General features: G+C 44.6%; 16 protein-coding genes and 1 other annotated feature. Of the genes, 6 read left to right on the plus strand and 10 right to left on the minus strand.

What is annotated here, in order from left to right:
* Positions 1–499: 499 nt before the first annotated feature.
* Positions 500–1,756, minus strand: a complete 1,257-nt coding sequence (tyrS, locus tag IWT5_RS00005; protein WP_089107904.1) for a tyrosine--tRNA ligase — start codon at positions 1,754–1,756, stop codon at positions 500–502.
* Between the two features lie 50 nt (positions 1,757–1,806).
* Positions 1,807–2,013 (minus strand) — a binding site (T-box leader).
* An 87-nt stretch (positions 2,014–2,100) separates the two neighbouring features.
* Here tyrS and IWT5_RS00010 point away from each other — a divergent pair.
* The 4 genes from IWT5_RS00010 to IWT5_RS00025 all read left to right on the plus strand — a co-directional run bounded on the left by IWT5_RS00010 (position 2,101) and on the right by IWT5_RS00025 (position 7,893).
* Entirely contained in the window at positions 2,101–2,844 is a 744-nt protein-coding gene (locus IWT5_RS00010; RefSeq protein ID WP_089107905.1) for a YdcF family protein, read from the plus strand.
* 181 nt (positions 2,845–3,025) lie between these two features.
* Complete coding sequence (gnd, locus tag IWT5_RS00015) at positions 3,026–3,925, plus strand: phosphogluconate dehydrogenase (NAD(+)-dependent, decarboxylating) (protein ID WP_089107906.1); 900 nt, start codon at positions 3,026–3,028, stop codon at positions 3,923–3,925.
* A gap of 112 nt (positions 3,926–4,037) precedes the next feature.
* Positions 4,038–7,148 (plus strand): YfhO family protein, encoded by a 3,111-nt coding sequence (locus IWT5_RS00020; RefSeq protein ID WP_159459238.1) that lies wholly within the window; start codon positions 4,038–4,040, stop codon positions 7,146–7,148.
* 79 nt (positions 7,149–7,227) lie between these two features.
* A complete protein-coding gene (locus tag IWT5_RS00025) occupies positions 7,228–7,893 on the plus strand; it encodes a histidine phosphatase family protein (RefSeq protein WP_089107908.1) in 666 nt (221 codons plus the stop codon).
* 71 nt (positions 7,894–7,964) lie between these two features.
* Here the strand turns inward: IWT5_RS00025 and IWT5_RS00030 are convergent, their stop codons facing one another.
* From IWT5_RS00030 to IWT5_RS00070, 9 genes are all read right to left on the minus strand, one after another.
* Entirely contained in the window at positions 7,965–8,195 is a 231-nt protein-coding gene (locus IWT5_RS00030; protein ID WP_089107909.1) for a hypothetical protein, read from the minus strand.
* A 5-nt stretch (positions 8,196–8,200) separates the two neighbouring features.
* Positions 8,201–8,437 carry a hypothetical protein gene (locus IWT5_RS00035; RefSeq protein ID WP_089107910.1) on the minus strand — a complete coding sequence of 79 codons (237 nt, stop codon included), beginning with the start codon at positions 8,435–8,437 and terminating at the stop codon, positions 8,201–8,203.
* 198 nt (positions 8,438–8,635) lie between these two features.
* The gene (locus tag IWT5_RS00040) at positions 8,636–9,808 is read right to left on the minus strand and encodes a MalY/PatB family protein (protein WP_159459239.1); all 1,173 of its coding nucleotides are present in this window, start codon (positions 9,806–9,808) and stop codon (positions 8,636–8,638) included.
* A gap of 51 nt (positions 9,809–9,859) precedes the next feature.
* Entirely contained in the window at positions 9,860–10,729 is an 870-nt protein-coding gene (locus IWT5_RS00045) for a PfkB family carbohydrate kinase (protein ID WP_089107912.1), read from the minus strand.
* A gap of 3 nt (positions 10,730–10,732) precedes the next feature.
* Positions 10,733–11,239: an ECF transporter S component gene (locus tag IWT5_RS00050; RefSeq protein WP_089107913.1), complete on the minus strand. Its 507-nt coding sequence runs from the start codon at positions 11,237–11,239 to the stop codon at positions 10,733–10,735.
* A gap of 210 nt (positions 11,240–11,449) precedes the next feature.
* The gene (locus tag IWT5_RS00055) at positions 11,450–12,907 is read right to left on the minus strand and encodes a glycoside-pentoside-hexuronide (GPH):cation symporter (protein ID WP_089107914.1); all 1,458 of its coding nucleotides are present in this window, start codon (positions 12,905–12,907) and stop codon (positions 11,450–11,452) included.
* A gap of 2 nt (positions 12,908–12,909) precedes the next feature.
* Positions 12,910–13,176, minus strand: a complete 267-nt coding sequence (locus tag IWT5_RS00060; RefSeq protein ID WP_089107915.1) for a hypothetical protein — start codon at positions 13,174–13,176, stop codon at positions 12,910–12,912.
* 421 nt (positions 13,177–13,597) lie between these two features.
* Positions 13,598–14,935 carry an aspartate aminotransferase family protein gene (locus tag IWT5_RS00065; protein ID WP_089107916.1) on the minus strand — a complete coding sequence of 446 codons (1,338 nt, stop codon included), beginning with the start codon at positions 14,933–14,935 and terminating at the stop codon, positions 13,598–13,600.
* A gap of 70 nt (positions 14,936–15,005) precedes the next feature.
* Positions 15,006–16,436, minus strand: coding sequence for an APC family permease (locus tag IWT5_RS00070; RefSeq protein ID WP_089107917.1), 1,431 nt, complete (start codon positions 16,434–16,436; stop codon positions 15,006–15,008).
* Between the two features lie 228 nt (positions 16,437–16,664).
* Between IWT5_RS00070 and IWT5_RS00075 the strand changes: the two genes are divergently transcribed.
* Entirely contained in the window at positions 16,665–17,111 is a 447-nt protein-coding gene (locus IWT5_RS00075) for an NUDIX hydrolase (protein WP_089107918.1), read from the plus strand.
* A 64-nt stretch (positions 17,112–17,175) separates the two neighbouring features.
* The gene (locus IWT5_RS00080; RefSeq protein WP_089107919.1) at positions 17,176–18,024 is read left to right on the plus strand and encodes an aldo/keto reductase; all 849 of its coding nucleotides are present in this window, start codon (positions 17,176–17,178) and stop codon (positions 18,022–18,024) included.
* The last annotated feature ends 25 nt before the right edge of the window (positions 18,025–18,049 follow it).

Below are 18,049 nucleotides of genomic sequence, written 5' to 3' on the forward strand. Positions count from 1 at the left end.
ATTGTTTGTGACTCATTAATATTACTAGCGAAATTGACTTCGCAAATTACATTTGATATCAGCCGAAACTGATATACCCTGCACATTTGTGAAACAAAACTTTGTTCAGTTTTCAAAGGTCTACCAAGCAAATTCTTTTTTCGAATCAGCTTTTACATTGTATCTGATTGCCTCAAGAAAGTCAACTAAAACTTTCTATATCAACGTTCCTTATCGGAATGTCCCTTGCTGAGGCAACTTTATTAATAATATCATCATCGCTCGAAATTGTCAACACATAACTTTTAAAATTTTAAATCGGTACATGTGTCTGTCTTTCCTCGCGACAACAGAAACTATCATACCAAGTATTCCCGGCTTGGTCAATCACTTTTTCAAAAAAATGAAAAATAGCTCTGCTATAATTTCAAAATAGTCCTACTTTCTGAAAACTCTTCATATAAGAATAGATAAAAAGTGCCAGCTCGTTTTCACGAACCGGCACTCACAATCTGATTATCTATTTTACTCTAGCTAAGAAATAACGCTTCTTACCACGGCGCACAATGACAAACTTGCCATCAAAATGGTTGCTTGGGTCAATTTCAGCTTCGACATCCGTTACCTTTTCACCATTGATCCGAATAGCCCCATTATTGACATCCTCACGCGCTTGACGACGAGATGGTTCAATGGCAGTGACATCCACTAACCATTCCACAATGTTACGCTTCTCGCTAGTGACATCAACCGACGGCATATTCTTAAAGCCTTGTTCGATTTCATTTACGGACAAGTTGGCAACTTCGCCAGAGAAAAGTGCTTTCGAAATATTCTCAGCTTCAGTGACAGCCTCTTTACCGTGAACAAATTCTGTGACTTCTTCAGCCAACCGGCGTTGTGCTTCACGCTTCTCAGGCTGGGTCTCCACTTTCTTAGCCAATTCAGCAATGTCAGCTTGGCTTAAGAACGTAAAGTACTTCAAATATTTAACAACGTCACGATCGTCTTGATTTAACCAGAACTGATAGAATTCGTATGGCGTCGTCTTTTCGGGATCAAGCCAAACAGCTCCTCCCGCAGTTTTACCAAACTTGGTACCATCAGCCTTCAACATTAATGGAATGGTTAATCCAAACGCCTTAGCATCCGCCCCTTCGATCTTATGAATCAGATCGATACCGGCAGTAATGTTTCCCCATTGATCTGCACCACCGACTTGCAGCTGAACATCTTCAGCTTGATATAGATGAAGAAAATCGACTGACTGCAGAATCTGATAAGTAAACTCGGTGAACGAAATACCAACTTCTAGCCGTGAAGCAACCACTTCCTTGGCCAGCATGTTATTAACATTAAACAGCTTACCGAAATCACGCAGGAAATCTAACAGCTTCATTTTTGATAGCCAGTCATAGTTGTTAACGATCTTGAAGCTGCCATCTTGGCCAAATAAGTGTTCCATTTGAGCTGTAATCGCTGCTTCGTTATGATGAACTTGTTCCATCGATTGCAGGACCCGTTCAGATTTTTTACCGCTTGGGTCACCAATTGATCCGGTTCCGCCCCCAATAACGATGTAAGGACGGTGACCAGCTAACTGGAACCGTTTTAAAATCATAAAGGGAATTAAATGACCGATATGCATCGAATCACCAGTGGGATCGATACCGACATATAGTCCAACTGACTTACTCTTAACAAGGTCTGTCAGTCCTTCTTCATCCGTTTGCTGGTTAATAGCGCCACGCCATTTAAGCTCATCTAAAATTGTCACAAAGAAACCTCCTTAAGATATAAAAAAAGTCCCCACTAGTCGCATTGACTAATAGGGACGAAATTAATTCCGCGTTACCACCCAAGTTACGTTGTATTATGACAACGTCGCTCGACATCGATATCGGCATGACCCGCTGGCTGATTGACCAGATAGCTCCACACTGTAATTCGGTTTGCCGGGACGCTTGACTTGCAGCTACCGTCAAGTTTCTAAATCGTTGCCCATCACCTACTTCGGTGCTTCTCAGCTCTCATTAATACTACAAATACTACCGGCAAAAGTCAAGCTGCAGTCGTCACGAATTTTATCCTATAATAGAAGCACTAAGGAGGTGGTTCCAGGTGATTTCACTGCTCATCATTTTAATCCTTGTGACAGCCTTAAATTTACTCGCGGTTCGTCCTCTCGTGAAGGGCCAGGACAACCAGCGGCTGGTGTGGCTGCCATTGGTCTGTCTATTAGTAATGGCTGACCTCCTGATTGCATTACCAATAACGATCTGGCCAGGTCACCTGATCACAACGGCTATCAGTCTTGGTTTCACAACTTGGTATCTGACTGCTAGCATCTACCTCTGGCTCACCTGGTGGTATCATCAAACACCCCCGTCAATCACCGCCGATTACCTGATTGTATTGGGCGCACACGTCCATGCTGACGGGCCATCCAAAACGTTAGCCAGACGGTTGCAAACAGCTCTCGCTTTTTATCATTCACAATCACCCCGACCTAAAATAGTGCTTACCGGTGGTCAAGGTAACGACGAGCCTCAGAGTGAAGCAGCCGTGATGGCAGCTTACTTGAAACGTCACCACGTTGACCCGCAGCACTTGCTATTGGAGCAATCTGCGACTTCAACCGCCACTAATTTTAAATTTTCAAAGCAACTCATTACTCAGGACTGGCACGGCGATTGGCAGCCAAAAATTCTGGTTGTCACCAGCGACTACCACCTCGTTCGCAGCCAATTGCTGGCTAAGCAGCAGCATTTACCGGTCAGCTTGCTTGGTTCGTGGACCACAACTGAAAGTTTAATGGCCGCTATGCTACGTGAAATAGCCGCTCTGTTGCTGCTCTTAAAATAGCCGTTGATCATTATGTGGATGCTGTTATCGATTTTAGTGCAAGCTGTCATGTATTAAGAATATTTTCACATTTGAAAATTAATCTGAAATTTTTTTACATTTCCTCTTGCGTCTGGGAAAAGAATCTTATATACTGATTCTGTTGTAAAAATCAGCGAAAAAAACGTGAGGAGTTTTTCTAATGAAATTAGGTTTAATCGGTTTAGGAAAAATGGGTATTAACTTAGCCCAAAACATGATCCGTAACAACAATGAAGTTGTTGGTTTCGACTTAGACACAAAGTTAGTTGAAGAAGCAGCCACTTATGGTGCTGCTAAATCTACGAGTTTGGAAGACATGGTTAGCCAATTACCATCACCAAAGATTGTTTGGGTAATGGTTCCTGCCGGCAAGCCAACTGATGCTACGATTGATTCTTTGGCTGAACTCTTAAACAAGGATGACATCCTCATCGATGGCGGTAACACTTTCTGGAAAGACTCACTCCGTCACAACCGTCTGCTTGGCGAAAAGGGTATTCACTACTTTGACTGCGGTTCTTCAGGCGGCTGGCGTGGTGCCCTCAATGGTGGTAACTTCATGATCGGTGGCGACGATGCCGCAACCTTCGAAGTTATCCGTCCATTATTTGAAGGCATCTCATTACCAGACGGTTACCTTTACACTGGTAAGGCCGGTTCAGGTCACTACTTGAAGATGGTCCACAATGGTATCGAATACGGTATGATGGCTGCTATGGGTGAAGGTTTTGAAGTGCTTGATGCTTCAGACTTTGACTATGACTACGAAGCCGTTGCTAAGGTTTGGAACCACGGTTCAGTTATCCGTAGCTGGCTGATGGAATTAATCCAAGACGCCTTCAGCAAAGATCCTAAGCTTGATGCTATCAAGGGTCGTATGCATTCTAACGGTGAAGGCCAATGGACTGTTGAAGACGCCATGGCTCATGGCGTTCCAACCCCAGTTATTGCCGATGCTGTTATGACCCGTTTCCGTTCATTACAAGACGATACCTTTAATGGTAAAGTTGTTGCTGCCCTCCGTAACGAATTCGGTGGCCACGCAATGGACAAAAACTAAACTTTAAACTAACGATGAAAAGGTCACGCTGATGCGTGGCCTTTTTAATTTTCGCAACATCAGATTGAATATGCGATAATGAATTATCACAACAAACTGGAGCGAATTAAAATTGAAACATAAAACGAATCAATTATCGGTGTGGCTAGCCTACTCAGCGGCTTTCATCGTCATTACCTTTGTTACATTTGGCGCCTTACACGCTACTGGCCACTCCACTATTTGGAGTTTAGATGGGATTGCCCAGCATTATCCGATCCTAAAAGAGTTCTATCGGATTCTCCATGGTACTGCCCATCAATCACTATTTAGCTGGTCGTGGAATCTAGGGTTGGGTGCTGATCAAATGACAACCTTTGCCTACTACCTCGTTGGCGATCCGTTCAGCTACCTCATTGCACTATTTCCAGCACATCAAATTGAACTGGGCTACACGTTACTGACCATCCTGCGATTGTACGTTGTTGGACTAGCGTTCATCGCACTTGCCAAACACTTTCACTTTAAGGCTGCTGGCAGCGTTATGGGTGCCTTGATCTACACGTTTAACGGTTTTGCCTTCTACGTCAGTTATCATCATCCGTTCTTTTTGCTGCCCATGATCTTCTTCCCACTGCTCTGCTTAAGCATTGACTTAGTCTTGCAGCGTAAAACCTGGTGGTGGCTCGGACTCATCACAGCCGCAATTTTAATTTGCAACGTCTACTTTGCCTATTTAATGGCCTTTGGTGCACTGGTATTTTTGATCATCAGATTCTTTGATCTGAAACAAAAAGGCGCTGATTTACCAAATCTCTTGCAGTTATTTATCAAACTCATGACTGCTATGCTGATGGCACTGCTGATTGCCGCCGTTATTTTATTGCCTAACGTCATGGCCATGACGAATAGTTCACGGATGGGCGGGTCCATTTTCGCCAATAACCTGCGCTGGTACCCTGAAATTTATTACCGCACTTTACCAGGCAACCTGTTGACCTCAAACGGTAATATCTATTACTGGGCATTAATTGCCACCAGTGGGCTCACCTTAATTGCAATGATTTGGACGATGCGCCGCTTTAAACGGTATCTGGCGCTTAACATCACGCTGATTCTAATTGCGATAGGCCTGCTTTTCCCTGCTGTGGCGGCAACGCTAAACGTCATGAGTACCCCTTCCAACCGCTGGCTAATGATGGCTCAACTGGTCTTTGCGTTAACAGCCGCTACCTTAGTCGATCATCTAACCGCCTTTACGCCACGCGACTTTTTCTGGTTAACGGGTGTGATCGCCGGCTTGATCCTGCTCATCTGGTTGGCTAACGGCTATTTATTCAAGTTCCGGCAGATTCAAGTGCTGACCTACCTCGTCTTCATGTTGTTCGTGTGGCTCTTTAGTATCTTGCTATTGAAGCCTCAACTCGTACAGCCTTTAAAATTGGGCCTATTAGGGTTGGTGATGCTAAACGCAATCACAACGGGACTCAGTTTTTACGATAATAATTACAGTGGCTCCCCTGAAAACGAGTTACCTACTCAGACTGCCGGTCAATGGTCCAAATGGTATTTTGATGGTGCTGATCAGTACTTGAATCAACATGACCATCGTTTCTACCGCACTTCTACCACTAACAACTATTACACCATGCTCACCGTGGGTAATAATATTCCCATGCTGCTCAACACCCACAGCATTAGCTCATATTACTCCGTTCAAAACGGTGACGTGAACCGCTTTAATCAGCAACTGGCTAACGTTCAAAATAGTATGAACAATCCAACGAGCAGTGCGGACACCCGCGGATCGATCTTATCATTACTGAATGTCAAGTACCTGTTTGCCCGCGAAGACGACGTTTTAAATCAACAAGCAGTGCCATACGGTTTCCAACCGCTAAAGACTAAGGCGGGGCAACCGGTTATCATTGATGATCATCCCGTATATTCCCTTGGTAACGGCACTGGTACTGCCATTCTTAAAAATCGCTATGCTTTACCATTGGTCTACACTCAAAATACGCAGATTTTACCAACCGCCTTTAATCAGTTAACTGCCCTGCAGCGACAGGAAGCCCTGCTAGAGGGCGCCAGCGTCACCAAAAAAGTACCTGGTGTTGCGACAGCTCAGCTTCACACTGGAACCAAGCATATGGGCTACACGGTTCAATTAACCAGCGAGCCAATTCTTAAGGTGCCAGACTTAATCAACTATCGGTTGCAACATAATATTAAACATTCTCAATCTGCCGCCGTTAGTCGCAAACCGTTATCACCTAAAGAAACCGAAAATTACGCAGCCGCAACGGGGCTAGCCAAGCCTTCGCCAGAAATCGATCGCTTATTGGCCCAGAATCAAACCATTGTTGATAATAACGCCGAGGCTAACCAACACGGCCTCCACGACATGACCAGTGATATGTTAGGTCAGCAGCAAACCTACGCGCTTAAATTAAAGCACCCCAAACAAGTCAGGGGAACCGAGCTCTATTTAGACCTCTCCGGCATTTCAACCCATTTCCCTGATACCGCTAAGCGGCTGGCAAACGCTGCTACTGAATCTAAACTAGCGGGTACACCGCTCTCTAAGGGTGAACAGAAGAATAATTGGCGAACTATCATCAATCATCCGCTATTTAATGCTTATACCATGACGATCAAAACCAGCCGTGGCAAAACCGTCTACAATCAATTTGGAATCAATAACTTGTCCGACTACGAACCCAAAGATCACTTACTGATCAATCTGGGGTATTCCAATAAACTGAGAAAAACGATCAAGCTCTCGTTTACGAATGCGGAAAGGATTCATTTTAAACACGTCAAGGTCATCGCCGTGCCGTACGGTCAGCAATATCGTCAGCAGACTTCCCGGCTGCAAAAAACCGGCTTAAGCCACCAACGAGTAACTAATAATCAAGTCATTGGGGTTTCTTCCGGTAACAGTAAACGAATCCTAACCACCAGTATTCCTTATAGCAAAGGCTGGCAATTAACGATTGACGGCCAGCGGCGAAAAACACAGGTCGTTAATACCGGTTTTGTCGGCGCAGTTATTCCAAGCGGCACCCACCAAATTAAATTAATTTATCAGACGCCAGGACTAAAAACCGGCCTCTGGCTAACGATCATCGGCGTTATTTTAGCGGTTATATCCGGCGTCTGGCTGCTCGTTTCTTATCGAACTCGTCGCAGCGTTGCCTCAAAACAGTCTCGTCACTCAGCCACTCTGCCTAAAGCCTAGCCGTCGCTTGGAAAACAATGGCCTAAGTTGATATAATGAACGTAGCGTTAACTTACTTTTCATTACAGGAGGGTTTACTGTGAAAACATTTACTGCGTACTTTGTTCGGCACGGCCAAACAATGCTGAACCATTATAATAAGATTCAGGGCTGGATCGATTCTCCATTAACTGAAAAGGGGATCGCCGATGCCAAACGTGCCGGCGAGCAGTTGAAAAAAATCGACTTCAACGCCGCATACAGTAGTGATTCAGGTCGGGCGATAGAAACAGCTTCCTATATTTTGAAAGCTAATCCTGAAAATATTAATATTATCAGTTACCAATACCCCGAATTTCGTGAGCAGTGCCACGGTTACTTTGAAGGCAATGACGCCAATCAGATGTGGCAATTCGTTGGCGAACAAGTCCAGCTTACCTCCGAGTCAGCAGTGTTAGGTAAGTACGGTTTGGAAAAGGCCCGCGACTTAATTCATAAAGCCGATTTGTACGGTGAAGCCGAAAGTAACGCGATGTTCTGGGATCGACTAGACCGAGGTTTCAATAAACTGCGTGCCAATACCAATGATGGTGACCGGGTCTTGGTGGTTTCACACGGAATGACCATCCGTTCCATCATCGATCGTTATGCCCCAGAACTTGACGAAGGTGTGCCAACTATTAATGGCAGCATCTCAAAGCTGACCATTACCGATGACGATATCAAGGTGGACTTCTTTAATCGAACTGATTTCGTTGCTAAATAGCGAACTAAATTAAATCATCAGAAAGACCCGCTAGTCAGCTTTACTAACTAGCGGGTCTTCCTTTTAAGAATTTATGCTTCAGCGACTTTAAGTTTTGAAGCTGTCTGTGCTTGCGTTTTAACCTTGCTCTTAGCAACGATAACCCGCCCCATTAGTTCAGCTACCTTGAAGCGGTCTTTAGGATGATGATCCATTACCGTTACCATTACTGTCCGTTCATAGATGTGTTCTACCCGGCCGACAAATGCACAAGTTAAGTTCCCGTTTGGTTGGCAAGTCACGATATCGTTAATTCTAATCATTTTAATCATCCTTTCCGCTGTTGGCACTGAATAATCGTCATGGGCTGGGCATCACACGCCTCAACCACCATTTTGTATTGGTTTTGTTCAACGACTCGGCGATCATGAAAGTGAAAGTTCATCACCTCAACGACTAGCCGACTGCCGAACACTTGATAGACTCGAGCAATAAAAGGCCTGCTCATTTGTGCATGCTGACATCTCACTAGTCGGCCGGGTACAATTTCAGGTGCTTCACTCATTCACGCCGCCTCCTTTTTCTTTATGTGTATAAGTTATCAAACCAATAAGAAAGAGTTTTGACCAAATGATGAATATTTTTTGAAATCGTTTTACAATTTAGTAACAGAGACTATACAATAATCAAAAAATATCTGATAAACAACTAATTTGGTTGTTTATCAGACATTTCCATTACTACGTTTAATTTATATACAGAATTATTTATTACTAATAGCTTTATCAAATGTTTTTAATCGGTGCAACGCATCTTTTAGGACTTCGCGATCCACAGCAAAGTTTAACCGCATAAAGCCGCTGCCCGTCTGTCCATAATCGATTCCTGGATTCAGGCAAAGATGACCAAGCGTCCGGAGTTTAGCATCCAGTTCAGCATCCGTCAGGCCGTAAGCCATGAAATCTAACCACATCAGGTAAGTCCCTTCCGGATACATGGGTCGAATCAGCGGTACTTCCTCGCGCAGATATTCATAAGCCAAGTTACGGTTTTCTTCCAAATAGGCGTTGACCTCTGTCAGCCACTGTTCACCTTGCTCGTAAGCGGTCCGCGTTGCAACCAGTCCCAAAGTATTCACTTCTTCGATTGCTTCAGCTTCTGCAGCCTGCTTTAAAATGGCTAATAGTTTCGGATTCTTGACCGCTAAGTAAGCACATTTCACTCCCGCTAAATTGAACGCTTTAGTGGCTGATTTCAGTAAAATCGTTTGTTCTGAAGCTTCATCACCCATTAAGTCAGACATCATAGAAACGGGAATATTATCAGAGAAAGCCACGTCATCGTGGATTTCATCTGCCAGTACTAAAACGTGATGAGCATAAGCGATGTCTTGAATGCGTTGCAATTCAGCCGTCGTCCAAACACAGCCGCCCGGATTGTGCGGATTGCAGACAATGATGGCCTTGGCTTGTCCTTCAGCCATGACTTTATCTAACCGTTCAAGATCAATCACGTATTGGCCTTCTCGCTGAATCAACGGAAATTCAATAAATTGGCGCTGATTATCGACCACTAAACGCCGATATGGCGGGTAATATGGTGACATCACAATAATGCCATCGTTGACCTGCGTTAAGTGACGAATCACAAACGATAGCCCAACCGCGATACTTGGCACAATGATTAACTGATCCCGTTTCAAACTGACATCATGATACTTCTTTTGCCAACGAATAATGGCATCATAGAAAGCTGTGCTAGGCATCGTGTAACCTAATACTTTCTGATCTAAGACGCTTTGCATCGCTTCACGAATAAACTGAGGCGTGGCGATATCCATATCCGCAACGGTCATTGGCAACAGTTGATCGTCATTTTTAGCCACTGACCACTTCACGTTACTGTCCTGCCGTCGATTTACGTTAGTATCGATCATCTTCAGTTCCTCTTCTCTAGTGAGTGTTGGTTTAAGAACAGTTTGAATCATTTACTTGGCTGAATCAAGGCGTGGCAGAACTTCCAGTGTTAGCCACTTCAGCACTTGGCTAAGCTGCATCCCATACCGCCTTTGATTACCCACTTCTGACGTCTGATCAAGTGAAATTGCGTCACCTTTGACTGCAAGCTCAATTGCAGTTTTAAAATCAACGTTTCGCATGAGTGCAGCGCTTAGCAAAGCGGAAAAAACATCTCCGCTGCCATAAAAATGGCCAGGCCGTAAAACTGTGGAAATGGTTTTTTGCTGATGCTGGTCAGAATAGGCCGTTAACACAGCATCAGCTGCAGGGATACCCGTAATAACAATACGGGTGTGCTGCCCGCAAATTGACTTCAGGTCAGCTAGCATTGCTGCCAGTGCTGCCTGATTCGGTAGCTCATCGGTCATCGGCCTACCCAGGAGTAAATGTGCTTCAGTCCAGTTCGGTGTAATCACGTCAGCCTTAGTGGCCAATTGACGCATAGCGCTGACATATGCCACTGAAAGGCCCGGATACAATGCACCATCATCACCCATGACTGGATCCACGATCAGCTGATTCAATGATTGAGATGTCACCGCCTGAGTTAATTGATTCAATAGCTTACCCTGTCCCACATAACCAATCAAGACACCTGAAAACTGAATCTGTTCGTTTCGCCAGTGAGCCATGGCTTCATTAAGCCAGTCAGATGAAGACAGCTTGGCTGGTGTCCCAAAGCCCTCCGTCTGAGTAGATAACACTTGAGTGGGAAGGATCGCCGTAGGTACACCAAAAACCGCTAATATTGGTATGGCAACCCCCAGGGACATGGTACCAATGGCAGAAAGATCTTCAGCAACTAGAAACGGCCGATTTTGCAGTGTCTGTCCTGACATGGATTAACCAATCAATCGGGGTAACCGATTTTCCAGTGGTACAGAGACCACGTAAGCAACCACCCCGCCAACAATTCCCTGAATAAAGTTGGTTGGGACTCCAATCAGACCGACTTTGAAGCCATACAGTAAACTATCGGTTGCCCAATAGCCGGCTACCATCACCAGCACACCTGCAGTCATAGCAATAACCTTCGTTGATTTCGACTTTTTAGAACCGATCCAGCCAGCAACGAAACCTTCTAAGCCATGGACAATAAATGAGAAAATCATGTACTGCGTGTAGCCTGAAATCAAATCCAGAAGTAACCCGCTAAAGGCGCCTACAATGGCTCCCTGAGTCCGTCCCAGTAAAATTGCGGCGATAAAAATGCCTGCATCACAAAGGTTAACGTTCCCGTGGGTCATCGGAACCGGAATTAAGAAGAATCTTGAAATCACTACTGTAACCGCAATCAGCATTGCCAAGTAAACTACTTCTCGAGTCGAAATATGCCGTTTATTTTCCATTCTGCTTTGCTCTCTTTCTTAACAAATTTTAATCTACTTATCACATTACAACACGCCTACTCCGAAAATTCAAGTTATGCTTATAGATTACTCGTTAAGTCGAGCAAGTAAAGCGAACATTTGTACGTCTTTAGATCAAACAGGGATAAGACCAAAAAAGCCGTAACGGCACTATCTCAGTAGTGACCATTACGACTTTTCAGTCAAAGCTTATTGTGCGTCAGATGCTTCTTTTGCATCTTTTTCAGCTCTTAACTTAGTTTCAAGTTCTTTAACAATTTGTTCATGACGAGATTCACTCAACTTAACCTTGGTGTAGTAGACGATAGCAGCAACTGCAACCAAAATCATTGGCCCATAGAACATGTACATCTTAAAGTTCGTTAATTGGGCTGCACTAATACTGCTTGGAGAAGCATTACCAGTCATACCAGAGTGAACAGCGGCGATACCAACAACCCCGTTAGCAACCGCACCAGCCAATTTATCAATCAAAGGCCGAATCGAAAGCGTAACGGATTCGTTCCGGGTACCGTTCTTCCATTGACCATATTCAACACTATCAGTGATGGTCATCAATGCGGCCAAGAAGATCATTGGGTATGGGAAGAAGAAGACGGCAACGGAAACTAAGACGCCGAGTAAACTGTGTCCCGCAAACAAGAACAAAATATAACCAACTAGCATCATGCAAATACCACCAACATAAATGGCTTTACGGTGAACTTTCTCAACAATCACTGGGAAGAGTGAAACGGAGATCACACCTAAGACCGCCATGATCCAGCCAGCAAAGGTAAACTTGTTTGACTGACCCAATACGTAAGTGAAGTAGTAAGCCAATAGTGAGTTGGTCACAACGTAACCTAAAGCAAATAGGAAGTATGAAGCAGCCAACCACATTAACTGGTCGTTCTTACCTAAAGCTTTGAAGATACCGATAACACCAGTCCGCTCAGTGTTTTGACGAATCAAGCTGGTATTTTCATGCGTTCCCAATGCTGTGCATAAAGCACCACCGAATGAGAAGATTGCTATAACAACGGCAAAACCAATCCAACCGGCTTGCGTCTTAGTCTGACCACTTGTTCCTGAAAATACGTGTGAGAAGAACACAATCAGTGGGAAAATGATAATTGGAACCGCTTGGGCACCGATCGTTGAACCTAAACGACCAGTGGTACCAAAGTTATTACGAACTTTTTCATCAACACTCAAAGCTGGGAGCATTGACCAAAGCGCAATATCTTTAAACGAATAGAAAATATCCATGATGACATAGCAAATACCAAATAAAACAATGTAAAGCATTGGGTTTGAATTAGTTAACCCACCAAAGTCCGTAAAAATGAGAACTAAGAAAATGGCACTAACTCCGGCACCAACCAGCAACCATGGCTTAAACTTACCATATTTAGTCTGGGTGTTATCGATAATACCACCAATGATTGGGTCAAATACAATTTCAACTAACCGAATGATCATCATCATCGTGGTAATCGTTAAAATCATGTGTGACTTAACGGCTTTAGCAGATGAATTAAACAACTCACTGGTAATGAACAACATTAAATACGTACTTAAAGTTGCGTAGAACGCATCATGACCGAAAGCCCCTAATGCGTATGACGTATACTGTTTAACATGACTCTCTGTTTTTTCTTCCATTATTATTCGCCACTTCCCGAACCTTCGTAACGATGCTCAATGATCTTGGAAAGAATCTTGCTTCGCTGTTCTGATTTAGCAACATCGAACCGTGTTTCCTCAAGATCATTAAAGTCTTGTGCCAACAACAATGCTTCAAGATAAAGCGTTAACTGACGTTTGATATAAACTTTATCTTCTTCGTCATCGCGCTTAGGATTACCGCCAAGAACTGCTTCGGCAAATGCTTCCGGCTTTAGCGTAATCTTATCACTATTCTTACTAGCCATTACTCATGCCTCCTGTATTTTGGAGGTGCCTACTAAAGCAAACGATAAAATTAATAATCAGAATATATTTCAAATTCAACAATCGTCGTTTGTTTGGCAAGCGCTTCCAATAATCATTATGCTACCCTTCCTCGATAGCCTAGGAACATTCTAGCACAACTGTACAACTATTGTAAACGCTTACTTTAATTTCAATAAAATTTTACCTAATTTTTAGTCAATTATCGAGTAAATTCATTTAAATACCTATACAGCAGCGTTTTCAACAGCGTAAAGGTTTTGAATTTAACCGTGAAAGTCACCTCAAAATACGATGAAAAAGTTAAGGATGAAAAAAGAGAACCCTTATAAAACACCATTGCAAGCAAAAATGAGTGCAATGTGTGCCTCAAAGAGGTTCTCTTTTTCTAACTAAGTCTGACTACCAACCAATTTCATCAGCGTTATCGGGTAATGAAAGCTTACCCGCTGCCAGTTCACTGAAAGTCTGGTGAAGAATATCAAAAGCAGATTGAAGCTGTTCGTCTGTGATCACCAACGGCGGCTGGAATCTCAGCACGTTAGTCTTCAAACTGATCATAATCACACCGAGTTCAAAAGCCCGGTAGATGATCTTCGTCGTCGCATCTGGGTCGGGTTGGCCCGTTTCAGGATCAACAATATCAATCCCGCCATCCAAACCGTACATGCGAGCATCGCCAATGAACTTAAACTGCTGCTTTTCTTGAGCAAAGAAAGCCGCTGCTTTTTTGCCCAGGCGAGTACTGCGTTCCAGTAAGTGTTCATCTTCAATGACATCGAGCGTTGCCATTGCCGCTGCTGTAGTCACTGGGTTCCCTGCTGTCGTGTAGACGTTAGCGGGGGCACCCAGCGAATTCATGATGTCCTGACGGCCGATCACCGCACTTAATGGCAGTCCTGAAGCAATCGACTTACCAACGGACATCAAATCGGGTTCGATACCAAAATGTTCAATTGACCACCATTTACCCGTTCGGCCCATTCCTTGATTAACTTCATCAACGGCAAATAGGATACCATGTTCTTTGGCAAAGTCATAGATCTTGTGCATGTAGGCGTCAGGTGTTTTTACGATTCCACCGTCCCCTTGGATCGGTTCGATAAGAATGACAGCCACTTCTTCTGCCGGCAAATACGTTTCAAACGGTAATTTAAACGCCGCAAACATCCGGTCGACAAAAGCTTCCTCTGATTCGCCATCTAATCGTTTCCAGGGATCTGGGAACGGTACTTTTACAACGTCTGGCAGCAATGGGCCGATTTTACGGCTCATATTCAAGCTGACAGATGAAACACTGATAGACCCGTATGTTGAACCGTGATAGGCGCCGGTGAAGCTGACCACATACGGCCGGCCGGTGTAAGCCCGTGAGAATTTAATAATGGCGTCGTTGGCATCCGAGCCGGAATTGCCCCAAGCTAACGCTGCCGGGCCACTAAAGGGAGCCAAGGCAGCCAAGCGCGGTGCTAACTTTGCGGCGTTGTCATTTGCGAAATAAGCCGGTGTGTACTGCAACAGCTTAGCCGCCTGATCTTGAACCGCTTTAACGACGTGCGGATGTGAGTGGCCCGTGTTAGTTGCAGAGGCACTCGCTAGTAAATCGATATAAGTCTTACCGTCAGCATCAGTGACAGTAGCACCCTTACCTGATTCAATCACAATGTTAAAATACTTCACTCGCGCAGCTTTCGAAAAGGCTGCCGCTTCGTTCTTTAATATCCGTTCATTCTCACTCAATGTGTTTTCCTCCAGCTATAATTACTTAAACGAATACCCCAAAACACTACGCTCTGGGGTATCCATTCAACTATTTTTGAGTTTTATTTAATGATGAATGTTTGGCGCCATAGACTAAGTAAACTAATAAGCCAAAGATGAACCAAACTAAAGCGTAAATTTTGGCATCGTTATCAAGCCCCCAGAACACGCCCAAGGCACCTAAAAAGGCAACGAATGGCAAAACTGGGTAAAGCGGCATCTTAAATGAAGGATCCGGAATATCCTTTCCTTCACGGGGACGCAGCTTATAGATGCCAAGTGAAACAAACATAAAGGCGATTAAAGTCCCTGCTGAAATCAACTGGGAAAGAAAGGCAAATGGGAATAACGACCCAATGATCACACCAACAACGGTAATGGTTGTCAACGCATGATTGGGTAACTGATCCTTACTCAAAACGCCTAACCACTTGGGAAGTAAGCCATCACGGCCAAAGGAATAAACTAGGCGTGAACCAGCCAGCATCATTCCAATTAAAGCCGTAAACATTCCAACAACCGCGATGGATTGCACGATACTTGCTACCACTGTATGACCACTGTGACGCAGTGCCCAACCAACGGGTTCAGCGTTATTAGCGTAATCACTGTAGTGAAACATGCCGACAAGAACTAACGCAACGGCAACGAACAGTACAACGGCGATGACCAAAGAACCCATGATCCCACGAGGCATTGTTTTTTGCGGGTCTTTAGCTTCAGCTGAGTTAGCGGCAACCGAATCGAAACCGATGTAGGACAGAAAAATCATTGAAACACCGGCATAGATTCCTTGCCACCCACCGAACTGATTACCATTAACGACTTTATGTGCAGGAATGAAAGGCACGTAGTTTTGCATGTGCAACGCGGTAGCGCCCACAACGATAAACAGCAAAACTGCCAGCACCTTCAGCACAACCAGTGTATTTTGAACACGGGCAGCTGTTGAGGCCCCGCGTGACAGCAAATAGGCAACCATTAAAATCACCACAACGGAAGTGATGTCAATAATCCCACCATCGGTGCCAAATGGATTGGCTAACGCCTTTGGAAAAGTGATCCCCAACGGCTCAATCAGTCCCCGAAAGTTAGCAGAAAGACCGGAGCCAACAAACGCTACGGCAATAAAGTATTCAGCTAGTAAAGCCCAGCCAGCGATCCAGCCAAACCCCTCTCCGAAAACAACGTTGATCCATGAATACGCTGAACCAGCGAATGGCATCGCAGCCGACATTTCAGCGTATGCAAAGGCCACAAGCCCGGCAACGATTGCAGCTGCTAAGAATGATAGCGCAACGGCTGGACCGGCATGTTGAGCGGCCACAACTCCAGGTAACGTAAAGATTGAAGTAGAAACGATTGTCCCAACCCCAAGTGCTAGGATATCTTTGACCCCTAAAACCCGAGCCAAATGGGAATCCTTGTCTTGATAGACGGCGGGATCCTCTTGACGTAAGAATGTACTTTTCAAGCTCATAAAATTCCTCCTGTAGCGGTTTTGACCCACTTATGTATTTAACACTTGTAACCTTGTTCTCAAAGAACATTAGAAATCAATGAGTACAGTTTAACAATTTTTTTAATCATGTGCAAGGTTTTCAAGTGGCTAAATGCACTATAATACCTTAGAGGGCGCTTTAATTGACGTCCGTTTCCAAACATAATCAGATTAATATTAACGTCATAATTTTAATGAGGTGATCACGTGGGGTACATTTTAAATTTAAGAAAACGAGTTGGTCACGAACCGCTGATTTCCACAGGTGCTGCTGGACTCGTCTACAATGCCAGCGCTCAATTACTATTTGTTTATCGCAGCGATACCCATCTATGGGGATTGCCGTCTGGTTCAAAAGAAATTGGCGAGTCGCTGGCCGCCACTGCCAGTCGAGAAATCACAGAAGAGACAGGCATTCACGCGGTAAACTTTAAATTTATTACCCTGTTAAGCGGTCCTTCGATGCAGTTTACATATCCAAATGGCGATCAAATCGATGCTGTCATTGCAGTTTACCAAGCCTTTACTCAAGATCATCAGCTGATCCCTCAAGCTGGGGAAACTGACAAAGTGGCCTTCTTTGACCTCGATCACCTACCAACCCAAATCACCAATTTTTCACGGCAAATTTTAGTTGCTGCCGAGTTGGTATAATTCAGCTAAAAATTCTACAATGGATATTGAATGTATGATTTCTAACTAATAAGGAGACGATCTTATGCAAACAGTCACCATTGCAGGGGCTCAAGTACCCGCTATCGGCCTGGGAACATGGCATATGGGCGATGATCCAGCGTTACAAGCACAGGAAATTGAAGCCATTCACGCTGGCCTTGCTGCTGGTGCCAAAGTCATCGATACGGCAGAAATGTACGGTTCCGGGCGTGCCGAAACACTGGTCGGCAAAGCAATTAAGGATGTGTCGCGCGACCAGCTGTACTTGATTTCAAAGGTTCTGCCAACGAATGCTTCCAAAGCCCGCATGGAGCAAAGTTTAGACGCCAGCTTAAAACGACTGGGTGTCGATCACGTTGACCTTTATCTCTACCACTGGCGCGGGCAAACACCACTGGTTGAAACGGTTGATGAATTACAACGTCTAACCGAGGCTGGTAAAACCAAGGCATGGGGGATTTCCAACTTTGACGTTGCTGATCTTAAAGAACTCTGGCAACTGCCTAACGGGCCTCAAGCAGCCGCAAACGAAGACCTATTTAATTTAGGCAGTCGGGGGGTTGAATACAGTCTGTTAGGCTGGCAAGCTGATCATCAGTTACCGTTCATTGCCTACAGCCCAGTCGGCGCACCCGACCAACTACCCACCAACCTGGCTAGCAACCCAAACGTCCTCACGGTGGCTCAGCGGCATCATGCCTCCGCTTATCAAGTTCTCTTAGCTTGGGTCGTCTCGCATCAACAGGTACTGGCAATTCCACAAAGCAGTAACGCTGTTCACACGAAAGAAAATGTGCTTGCGGGTAATATTCAGCTCTCAGCTGCGGATCTAAAACTTTTGGATGAAGCTTATCCTGCCCCAACTAAAAAATTACCGCTAGATGTGTTGTAAATCAAAAGCGGATGGAACACGCTGC

It is taken from the genome of Secundilactobacillus mixtipabuli, assembly GCF_002217925.1.
In the GTDB taxonomy this organism is placed as follows: domain Bacteria; phylum Bacillota; class Bacilli; order Lactobacillales; family Lactobacillaceae; genus Secundilactobacillus; species Secundilactobacillus mixtipabuli.